Genomic DNA, 10,654 nt, shown 5'->3' with positions numbered 1-10,654 from the left:
GGAGGAGGCACTGGCCGCGATCAATGAGGCGGTGGACGTGTATCGGGTGCTGGCCGGGCAGCGGCCCGGAGTCTTCCTGCCCGACCTCGCCATGACTCTGAACAACCTGTCCGTCGATCTGGGGAATCTGGGGCGGCACGAGGAGGCACTAGCTGCTATCAACGAGGTCGTGAAGATCCGGCGAGAACTGGCCCGGCTCCGCCCCCACGTCCACCAAAGGGAGCTTGATCGGTCACTACAGCTTCGGTCCCTGCTGCGGGAGGAGATGAAAGACAGCCCGGGCGTAAGGAAGTCGCGAACGACCTGACGCGTCCCCAGCTCCTCGCGGTGTCCGCGGCGACGAACCGGTCCAAGGGTGATCAGGGCCCCGACGAGTGGCAGTCTCCGGCCAAGGGCTACTGGTGCACGTACGCGACGGCCTGGACGAACGTGAAGGCCACCTATCAGCTGACGGTGACCGAGGGCGAGAAGGCGAAGCTGACCGAGATGCTGGAGACGTGCTCATGACCGACCGCCCGACCGCAGGCACCCCGCAGCCCGAACGCGGTCCCGTCCCGGACGGGGCCGGGCCCTTGACCGACCATGTGAAGGCAGGCCCCGGCGGCGCGATGACTGATGAGGTCGGTGTCATCACCGGGGATGTCACCGTGACGACCGAGCCCGGCCCGGACGGTACGGCCTCGGTGCGGATCCAGTACACGGGCGCGGAGGAGTGGTACACCCTCACCGGCAGCCCCGCCCCGTTCCCGCCCGGCGGCCCGGCCGCCTTCCACCAGCACGTCGTCGAGGCCGTGAAGGCCAGCGGCGCCGCAGAGGTCCCCACACCACTGCGTGAACACCCGCCTGTCTTGGAGCCCGGCTGCGGCATCGTCGTGTTCAGGTGGTTCCGCATCGTGGGCTGCAAGAGGGTGTTCAGCCCGACGTGGTCGGCCGGCCGTCGTAGGCGGCTCCGGTCATCAGGTTTGCGGCATGCGCCTCCTGCCGCAGCGCGGCTACCACCGAGCCGCCCGCCCTCGCTGACTCAGGCACGATGCCGACGTGGCGCCAACTGCCTCCCTGGCGTCCATAACGCCACGTCAGAGAGGCCACACGATCCGCTGCGTCGACGGCGAGGCCCACTGCATCGAGTGACACCGCAGAGGGCGGCATCGAGCAGTCGCCGACGTCCTCGTTCGTCGGGCGTCACGATTTGCGCTGGGAATCCGATATGCCATGGGCAGAGCGTGCTCGGCTCACTACTCTGGCGCAATGGATCACGACGGAGCGAGCGCGGAAGCTGATGGCCCGCCTACCAGCCGCGAGCAGGACGCCGTCCGTATTCTGTTGCTGGTCGACGGTGCCTGTGAGCCGCTCTCCGTACCGGAGCAGGCCGAGCCCGCCTTACAGCAAGCTGTCGGGGTCGTGCGTACGCAGGTCAAACTGCAGAAGCTCGACTTCTGGCTTCGGAACCCGGACTTCCTCGCCAACGAACTCCTCAACGGCTACGAGGCCACCGGCGAACTCGAGCTCCTGGAGCACGCCGCAGCGATCCTGGATTCCGAAGAACCCGAGGTCCGCCGTTACCCGATGCTCCGCCATCATTTCGGTGCCTACGGGTGGCTGGATGACGCCTTGGCGGTTCTGCGTTGTGCTGGACTGATCATCCAGCAGCGGCGAGGGACGGTCGAGCGGGTGCGCCAACACGATTACTACCTGTTGCAGCACGGCCGACATGTCGTGCGGGAGATCATCCGTGAAGCGCCCGCTTTCGCGTATTACGTCGAGCGGGTCAGCCTTGTTCTGGCTCTTGCCGGCGACAGGCGGGGCAGTGAACTGAAGGACATGCAGTACAGGATCCCCGAATACGCGCAGACGCCGCGGGGACAGGAAATCCAGTCGATCAGCACGAAGGCACGAGGCCGCCTGGCGGTGCTTCGCCAGCAGCTCGCCGTGCAAGGAGGGGGACTGGCGTGAGCGCACCACAGCCTGAGGTAGCCCTGGAGGCCAGGATTGCGAAGAAGGCGGGAGTGCCGGTCGACGACGTCCGTGACGTGTTCGCAGCCTATGGTCTGCCCCTCGTCGTCTCTCCCGCACGCGCCCGCCCGCTCCGCGTGCATCGACTGCGACTGGCCGGGGAGCGGACCGGCGACGTCCAGCCGGGTCCGTTCGACACTCCGCTCGACTTTTCGGAGGGCCTCACCGCCTTCGTGGCATCGAACTTCCGGGGTAAGAGTTCGGTACTGGAGCTGGTGACGTGGTGTCTGCGCGGAACCTGGCGTGACGCGCTCCAGACCCGGGTTCGCCACTGGCTCCGGCATGTCGATCTGGACGCGACTGTTGCTGGCACGCCCATGGCGTTCCGTCTGGACCTCGCAGAGGGGGAGATCGTCTCCGCCGTCGTTTTGACCGGTCCGGACATCACCGCGCTCGAAGGAGTACGCGCGCCCGACCCCGGCCGGGGGATCACATCCCTGCTCCGGGCAGCGAGCACGGCAAGCTACGCGGAGCAGATCGCCGGGCTAATGCTGGGCCGGATGGACCTGCAACCCCTCCTCAACAGCCGCAAGGAAACCAGCACCACAACGCACGGATGGCCGTCGTACTTCGGAGCGATCTACCTCCCCACCGGCGCCGACAAGCCGCTGATGGGCGACGTCATGACCGACGGCCTGCCAGGACGCCTGCTGCAGGTCTTCCTCGACCTGCCAGCCGCCGCGGCTCTCACCCGGGTCAAGACGGTCCACGACGTTCGGGTCGCCAGCAACAAGGCACGCCGCAAGGACGCCGAGGCGACGGCTGCCGCCCGCACGACCGAGCGGGACCACCTCCAGGACGAACTCGGCAAAGCTCAAGATCTCCTCGCCAGCTTGAGTCCGAGCGGCACAAGCGATGTCTCGCTAGTCGACTTCGCGCACACCGCAATGAAGCTGGCCCAAGGCGTGGCTGACGCGCAGGACGTCTGGGAGGAAGCGGACCGCGCATTCCGGCGGGCGCGTACCGAACGGCAGCACGCCGCCAAACTCCTCAACGACGTCACCGAGAGCGCGACCGCCCGCCTCCTGTTCCACGGGCTCAACCCGACCAACTGCCCGCGATGCGACCAGACCATCGACGACGAGCGCCGCCGCGACGAGCGCCACGCACACACTTGCGCGGTCTGCGCCAGGGAAGTGGTGGGTGACGACGAAGACCCGCAGGCCGTGACCGACGAAGCCGAGGCCCGCCTCGAAGCCGCCATCGCTGCCGAAGAAGCCACGAAAACCGAACGAGAGCAAGCCCGAGCCGACGTCCGGCAGCTCACCGGCCAGCTGGAGGAGAACCAAGCCGAATTGCGTCGCGCCCAGTCGGCAGCCGACCTGCCGGCCCGGCTCGCCGCACACGAAGCCGTTCTGCGCCTCGAAGGCGCACTCAGCGTGCTGGAAGCCCCCCAGGAATCCCGTCCAGACGAGGCAGAAGAGAAGGCAATTCGCATTCTGGCGGCCGCTGCCAGCTTGCTTGATGCTGACAGCAAGGCCACGGCTGCGAAGCTCTTCGAAGAGATCAACGACGAGATCGCCAGTCTCGCCACCCGATTCGGGGTGCCGTCCCTGCAGTCGGTGTCCATCGACCGCGCGGCCCGTCTGAAGATCTACCCCGTCGGCAGCGCACAGGAATGGTTCCAAGGCCAAACAGCAGGGGCGAAACTTCGGCTGCGTATCGCGGTTGCCATCGCCCTCCTGCGGATCGGTCAACGTAACGGCGTGTCGACTCACCCCGGCCTGCTACTGATCGACAGCCCGAAGTCCGAGGAAATGCAGTCCGCAGATGCCCATAAGCTCTTCCGTGAACTGGCCGCGGTCGCAGCCGACAGCGAGCTCCAGGTCCTCCTCACTACGGCCGACTTCAAGCTTGCCAACGCCACGCTCCCCGAGGACACCATCCGGCAGGCGGCCAAGGGCGATCCGCTGTGGTGACCCCGCCCCGGCACAGCACGAGAAAGGACGAAGGACATGCTCCAGCTCGCCGACCGGCTCACTGAACTGGCCGCGCGCAGAGAGCCCATCACCTTTCCCGCCATTGGACTGACCACCGACACGGTGATGGGCCAAGCCGGGGACGTAGCAGCTGGCCCCCTCGCACCCTTCCTCGCTGAGGCCGTCGCCGACGCCTACAACCGCGGGGACGAGCAGTGGCAGACCATCGGAACCACCTTTCCACGGGGGATCGCCACCCAGCCCAGCGTGCTCCACCTCACGGCATCGCTCGACGCCCTGCTGGACAGCGCATCGGCCGCCAAAGCCCTCGGGAAGCCGCTGACCACCGCCCTGCTGAACGATCTCCTGGACCGAATCGAAACGACGCCGCTGCTGGCCGCCGCCCGACTCGAAGGAGCCGTACGCCTGGCGATCGCCGAAGCCGTCAGCCCCTTCAAGGTGTGGCAAGCCCTCGAAGAGGTGCCTGTTGACGGACCCGAGGACTTCCTTGAGCGGCTACCGCGCATTCTCGGCCTCACCCTCGACCGCTGGGCTCATGAGGACACGATCGCTGAGAGCGTCCGAGACCTCCTCGTGCAACTCACCAAAGACGAAGCCGCCGACGCTGACGCCTTGTTCGAACTCGGCTGTGACCTGCTGCGCCGCGCACTCTCCTCGAAGACTGTCGGCGACGTGACCAACCACCTGGTCCAAGCCCGCAGGCACTTCACGAGAGCCGCCCAAACCGAGGAGGCCCGCCACGACGCAGAGACCTTCGCAGCAGTCTGCGACGCGATCATGGCATTCAGCCGCCAGGACTCGAACGCCATCACCGATGCCGCCGAGCGGATCGCGAACCTCCTCGACCAGCGCGAGGCATGGATCTACCGCACCCACCAGCCCGCCTGGCTCCAGCCCAGACGCTCGGCCGAAATCGCTTGGCACGAGCTCATCCTGCAACTGCGGGGCGCCGCCAACACCCTCAACGACGATGCCTGGCTGGACGGCTGGCAGGCTTTGGCCACCGTCCTCACCGCCTACCAGGCTAGCCGCACCGTCCAGCCGATGACCGGCGACAGCGGCGACGGGCTCGCCTTCCTCGTACAGCCAGTGATCGAAGACAGCTTTCTGCGGCAGCAAGCCTTCCTCGCGCAACTGCGCCGAGCCGCTCAAGAGACCGAGCGCCATGCCGACCGCGGATTCGATGCGGAGACCGCCAACGCTCTGCTCAACGCGATCGAGACCACCTCATCCCAGCGCGAAGCCCGAGACGTCACCCCGTCGCAGGGCCAAGACCAATCCGAAGATGACGATCCCGACCGGGCCCTCTTGGCCCGACTGCAGCGCCGGGCACCGACCCTGCTGCTCTCCCTTGGAGCCAATCAGGCTCTGCGTATTGCCGCCTCCCTGGATGACGCCCAGCTCCTCGCCATCGAGGGTTTCGCTCATGACAACGACGTCGCCCATCTTGAAGCCACTGACCCGCTCATCGTCCCCAAGCTCGACGAACTCATGGAGTCCCTGACAGGGCATCCTGCGTTCACCGGTGAGACACGTAGGACCTTCTCGGCCCTCGTGAAACAGACCCTGCTGTTCCTCAAGAGCCGCTCCGACCTCACCCGCACAAACCTCGTCGGCGGCAGCAACAAGAACGAACCTCCGCCCTTCGACTACCGGCGCAAGCCCGAAGGAAGCAACGCTCGCAAGCCGGTCGAGGCCGACCTCCAGCGCGACTTTCATCAATGGCTGCAGAGGGGCCATCTCTATAATGCCGTCATGGTCGAACCCGTCGACTTGGCCATGGGCCGTGCCGACGTCATGGTCCACTTCGGCAGCCTGCGCTACCTCACCGAGATCAAGAAGGACGATTCCAACAACAGCCGACCATACCTGGAAGGCCGCTACCTCACCCAGACAGCCGACTACAGCAACACCAACGCTCCGTTCGGACAACTTCTCGTTCTCGACCTCACCTCCAAGACCGATACCAAGGGCAACCTTCGGCTGGACGAGAGCGTGTGGAGCACTACTCACCGGCCGCGAGGAGCAACGGTGGACCGCGTCGTTGTGGTCGGCGTCGTCGCCGGCAACCGGACGACGCCCTCCAGCTACTCCCGGTAGCTGGTCCTGGACGGCTCAGCGGTACTAGTCGAGGGGCTCCGCGGCGTAGGTGCCGTCGGAGAGGACAGCGTCAGGCAGTTCGAACCGCTGCGGACTATCGGTGACCGACTCCTGCCAGATCATGACGGTGCCGGCAGACCGACTGCTGGCGAGCTGGACCGCGCGGCCGTCCGGAATCTCGTACCGATCAGAGTGTATGTGCGGGCGGGCCGCGTCGGCGCTTCGCCTTCACCCCGCGCGATGACGCGGTGGGCACTACGACGGCGGCGAACCCGTGAGGCGAGGCCGACGGCTACGACCACGGCAAAGCCTCCCAGAAGTTCCTCGATCGAGCCGGTGATCACTTCGTTCAGCATGTCTGTGAGTTCTCTTCCTCTGTCCCTTGCCCGCAACGCACGTATTCCCGAGTGCCGAATCGCGTGACGGCGCACGGACCCGCAAGGCGTCCCTGAAGTCGTGCGTTTCCGCCCTGCGTCCCATTGAGTCAGACGTCGCATTCCCCGCTCCGAGATACTTCGCGGGGTTCTAAAGTGCAGACGTGACACGCGAAGACACCTCCTCTGCCGACCGGGAGTTGCTCGGGCTTCTCCACGACCGCGACCTGGCCGTATCAGCGGCGCAATTGGAACGCTGGCGGAGAGCCGGCCTGCTACCACGGCACGCCCGTGGGGCACTAGGCAGAGGCCGGGGCTCGACATCCGTTCTGCGCCCCAGCACCGTGGAGGTCGCCGATGTACTGACGCGTTGCAGCGGGCAGGGCAAGGACCTGCGAGCCACCGTCCTGGCCTGGTACATGCGGGCCGGAACACCAGGAGGAAACACGAGGGAGCCGGTGCCGGAGCCCCCCTTCGACGCGGTACGCGACGCCCTCGTCTGGGCGCTACGCCGTGACCCGGTCCGGCGTTTGATCGAGCAGGCTCACCAAGTCCGCAACGACGGTGACGCTGACGACCTCTACACCGCCGCCGATAAGTTCCTCGCTCGGAGCCCAGGTCTGCTGGGACATCCGGGACGCATGCGGGAAGCACTTCTCAGCAGCACCGAGGACTTCCAGCCCCCACCTCGCGGTGGGCAGCGGAACTTGGTCCACCTGATCGCAGCAATCGGATTGCCACCCGGCGAAGTAGACGCGGGGACCTACGCGCACGCGATGGCCGGCACGGGAATGTTCCCGGAGACCGACCCCGTGCTCCTTGTGCAGATCTACGAGCGGGCCCAGCAGGACGGAACGTGGGACAGCGTCCGCCACCACGACGCGGTAGCGCAGGCCACCTCTGTAACTGCCGATGACCTGGCGCGAGCACGGGACGTCGCCCGAACCCTGGGACTGTGCGGCGGCCTCTACCTCTTCCACGGCATGCTCCTGCCCGATACCCCAGGACAGCAGGCCATCCGCGTCAGGATCGACACGCTCGGCATGGGCGAGTTTTTCATCGCGCTCCCACACATGCTCACCAAAATCGATGCCGCGGGGCTGCTCATCATGTGTCTGGACCCGGTCTACGACCAGCTCAGCGAGCACATGAGTCAGCTACTCACCGAGCACCATGCGGACCTCCTGCGCCGACCGGGACAAGACTCTGCTCAGGCACTCATGACCGAGTGGATCGCAGTGCTTAAGGACGCCGCTGCAGGCCCCGAGGCACAGCCCTGACTGGCCCCGATCAAGGGCCTGGGACCAGACAGGCACCCCATGCCGTGTGCGCTACCTGAGGCCGTGCATGGCGGCGAGGTGGGGCCTTTGGGCGAGGAGGGTTTCGAGGCGGCTTTCGGGCCACAGGTCGATGTAGGGCGTGGTGCCTTCAGCGTTGTGGCGCTCCGCCCAGGCGACTGCGTCAGCGGTGAAGCGTCCACTGGTGGCGATCACGATCCCGCGCACGAGAGGCGGGCTCCACAGCTTCCCCGCTGTGGCTGTCTCGAACAACGCGGCAGCGTTCACGGACCGGCTGCGCCAGTGCTTGGCCTGGACGATGACCCGTTCCGTGCGCACACCACCGGACCCGTCTTTGAGAACCCGGTCCAGGGAGAGGTCACGCCCTCGATCAGGGGCCCGGGTCTGCATCAGCCACTGGACGTTCTCGTGCTCTGGGATGCTGCGCAGAAGATCGTAGAGGAGCCTCTCGAATCCGTCATCGTCCAGCCGCTCCCAGGGCAGTGCGAGGGTGGCGGATCCGGTGAGATGGCCTGATGCGGCTTGGCCGAGGTCGATCTCGGGGACTGCTAGCGGGTCACTGTCCCCCAGGGCCTTGGCTGTGATGTCGGCACGCACGTCGGGCCAGTCGAATTCGACAATGTCGTGCCAGTCGTGTCCCTGGCTAAATCGCATGTGCCGGTGCAGGTCCCACCAGCGTGAGGTATTGCTGGCGGCGTCACCCAGGAGCCTCGCGATCTCCCCGACGGCTGCCTCGGTCTGCTGGGTCTGCTCGTTCTGCAGTAGCTCAAGAGAGTCCCGTGCCACGCCCTTTACGGCCGCGGGGAGTGCGGCGTCGATGGTGGAGATGAGCTGCTCCAAGCGGCCGCGGGTAGCACGCCGACGGGCTCGTTCGAGGCGGTACCGGTACGCGGCGAGATCCACCCCGGGCTTCTCGCCAGAGGCATGGAGGTCGTTCGGCTGCTCGCTGATCTCGAAGTAGTCGATGAACGACTGGCCCATGGCGTCGATGTCCGGAAGAGGGTCCGTGATGGTCCAGCCATCGATCAGAGGAAGCCCCGGAAGGAGGTCGGCCCAGGCCATCGCAAGGTCCTCGTACGCGGGATGCGAACCCCGCTGCGGACCGCTCGGGATGTACTGCTTCGCCCGCTCCCACACGCTGTCCAGTTTGCTCAGGTTGGCTGCTGTTCGGTCCATGGCGCGGAGGAGCTCTTCCAGATCCATGGGCACAGACTTACACCCCGAGACGGCGGCTGTAGACGGTTTGCGTCATCGAAGGAGAGGCGGAGCGGCTGGGTTCAACCAGTGGGTGGTCGTCGCTTCGTGTTGCCTCGGGTGGTGGGGTGGGTGGTGTCGGGGCGTGGTCGACGGTTTTCCGGGTGGTCGGGTGCGGCTGGCTGGGAGGATTTTTCATGCAATAGAAAAGGGGAGCCAGTTAGTGCGTAATGGAACATTACGCACTAACGATCTTGGATTGTGTTCCGGTGAGGAACACGGATTCCGGCTTCCTTGGGATGCACGGGAGCGAGGGCTTGTGGTGGCAGATGAGGGTCCGGTCCGGCGCCGTGAACGTCAGGCGGGTCAGGTACGCGGGCATCGGCTGAACGTCGCGTTCTCCGAGGCGGAGATCGAGGTCGTGCGGCAGGCGGCGGCGGGGGAGTCGATGGCGCCGACCGCGTGGGCGGGGCACGCGGTGATGGCCGTCGCGCAGGAGGTTCTGGTGCCGGTGTCGGCGGAGCGGGCGGATGTCCTGCGCGAGCTGGTGCAGGCGCGTGCGGCGTTGCGGGAGATCGCGGTCCGCTTCGACCGGCATGCTGCGGTCGGCGTCGCCGATGGCGGCGTCGAGGAGGTTCTTGCGCGGGTGCGGGCGGCGGTGGTGCGGGTGGACGCAGCGACGCTTCAGGTGATGCGGGAGCGCCGTTCCCGTTGATGCCGAAGAAGCCGGACATGGGTGACGACACCTATGAGCTGCTCGACTACCTCTTCGGCCCGGGGAAGCAGGATGAGCACACCGACCCGCATCTGGTGACTGCCTTCGACCCCCATCTTCCGTGCCCGGTGCGGCAGCCGGCGGCGACGTCGCTGCAGGATCTCGCCGACCTTCTGGACGCCCCCGCGGAGGCGCTGCGCGGGGTGCGCCCGGTCAAGCACGTGTGGCACGTCTCGGTCCGCAACCACGCGGATGACCGGGTCCTGTCCGACGTGGAGTGGGGGGAGGTGGCGGCCGCGATGGTGGACGCCGCGGGCATCGCCCCGTACGGAGACGAACAGGCCTGCCGGTGGATCGCCGTGCGCCACGCCCCCGACCACATCCACAGCGCGGCGACCCTCGCCCGCGTAGACGGGCGCCAGCCCCGCCTGCGCGGCGACATCGTGGCGATGCATGCCGCTGCCCGCGCTTTCGAAGCCCGTTGGAACCTCACCCCGATGTCCCCCGGCGACCGGACCGCGCGCCGCGCCCCGGCCACGGGGGAGATGGCGAAGGCGGACCGGCGGGGCCTGGCGGAGACCGCCTGGGAGTCCCTGCAGCGCACGGTCCGTCAGGCCTCCTCCCGCGCCGCCGGGGACACCGATTTCCTGGAGCGATTGCGCGACGGAGGCCTTCGCGTGCGCGAGCGCCGCGACGACGAAGGCGTCCTCGTCGGGTACGCGGTCGCGCTCCCGGGGGACCGCGCGGAGGGCGGGAGCCGGCCGATCTGGTTCTCCGGCAGCACGCTCGCCTATAACCTGTCGCTGCCGCGGGTCCGCGAGCGCTTCGACATCCCCGTGGGCGCGGACGACTGGGCGCGCGCGGAGGTCCGTATCCGGGAGGCGGCCGGTCTCCTCGGCCGGGCCGGGCAGGCGGAGGGCGCGGGGGACGTGGCCGCGCTCGGCGACCTCCTGGTGGCCGCCGCGTTCCACGCCCCCGGCCTCGTCCGGGCACGTCTCCAAGCGGCGGCGGAAGTCTTCG

At 67.3% G+C, this 10,654-nt stretch carries 7 protein-coding genes and 2 pseudogenes; 8 read left to right on the top strand and 1 reads right to left on the bottom strand.

Annotated features, from left to right (window positions below; all coding sequences use genetic code 11):
- The 6 genes and pseudogenes from ACFWBW_RS40670 to ACFWBW_RS40645 all read left to right on the top strand — a co-directional run.
- Positions 1–307 (top strand): tetratricopeptide repeat protein (locus ACFWBW_RS40670; protein ID WP_385384608.1); only part of this gene is annotated, 307 nt, incomplete at its 5' end.
- Positions 277–507, top strand: a pseudogene (locus tag ACFWBW_RS40665) (HNH endonuclease); the annotation flags it as partial. The gene ACFWBW_RS40670 and the pseudogene ACFWBW_RS40665, both read left to right, overlap by 31 nt.
- Before the next feature lie 741 nt (positions 508–1,248).
- Complete coding sequence (locus ACFWBW_RS40660; protein WP_385384605.1) at positions 1,249–1,953, top strand: hypothetical protein; 705 nt, start codon at positions 1,249–1,251, stop codon at positions 1,951–1,953.
- Positions 1,950–3,932 (top strand): hypothetical protein, encoded by a 1,983-nt coding sequence (locus ACFWBW_RS40655; RefSeq protein WP_385384602.1) that lies wholly within the window; start codon positions 1,950–1,952, stop codon positions 3,930–3,932. Before ACFWBW_RS40660 ends, ACFWBW_RS40655 begins: the two co-directional genes overlap by 4 nt.
- A gap of 36 nt (positions 3,933–3,968) precedes the next feature.
- Complete coding sequence (locus ACFWBW_RS40650) at positions 3,969–6,053, top strand: hypothetical protein (protein ID WP_385384599.1); 2,085 nt, start codon at positions 3,969–3,971, stop codon at positions 6,051–6,053.
- Positions 6,054–6,591: 538 nt separating this feature from the next.
- A complete protein-coding gene (locus tag ACFWBW_RS40645) occupies positions 6,592–7,707 on the top strand; it encodes a hypothetical protein (protein ID WP_385384596.1) in 1,116 nt (371 codons plus the stop codon).
- 51 nt (positions 7,708–7,758) lie between these two features.
- On the opposite strand, the gene ACFWBW_RS40640 is transcribed toward ACFWBW_RS40645, so the two are convergent.
- On the bottom strand, positions 7,759–8,928 hold the full coding sequence (locus ACFWBW_RS40640; RefSeq protein ID WP_385384593.1) for a restriction endonuclease: 1,170 nt from the start codon (positions 8,926–8,928) through the stop codon (positions 7,759–7,761).
- A gap of 310 nt (positions 8,929–9,238) precedes the next feature.
- Here ACFWBW_RS40640 and ACFWBW_RS40635 point away from each other — a divergent pair, with 310 nt between their 5' ends.
- Together ACFWBW_RS40635 and ACFWBW_RS40630 are read left to right on the top strand one after the other, a co-directional pair.
- Positions 9,239–9,634 (top strand): hypothetical protein, encoded by a 396-nt coding sequence (locus tag ACFWBW_RS40635; RefSeq protein WP_385384590.1) that lies wholly within the window; start codon positions 9,239–9,241, stop codon positions 9,632–9,634.
- 17 nt (positions 9,635–9,651) lie between these two features.
- Positions 9,652–10,654: pseudogene (locus ACFWBW_RS40630) on the top strand (mobilization protein); the annotation flags it as partial.

The sequence above is a fragment of the Streptomyces sp. NPDC059957 genome (assembly GCF_042730015.1).
In the GTDB taxonomy this organism is placed as follows: Bacteria; Actinomycetota; Actinomycetes; order Streptomycetales; family Streptomycetaceae; genus Streptomyces.
The sequence above is the reverse complement of the archived record's forward strand: the minus strand, read 5'-3'. Positions and strand labels throughout refer to the sequence as shown.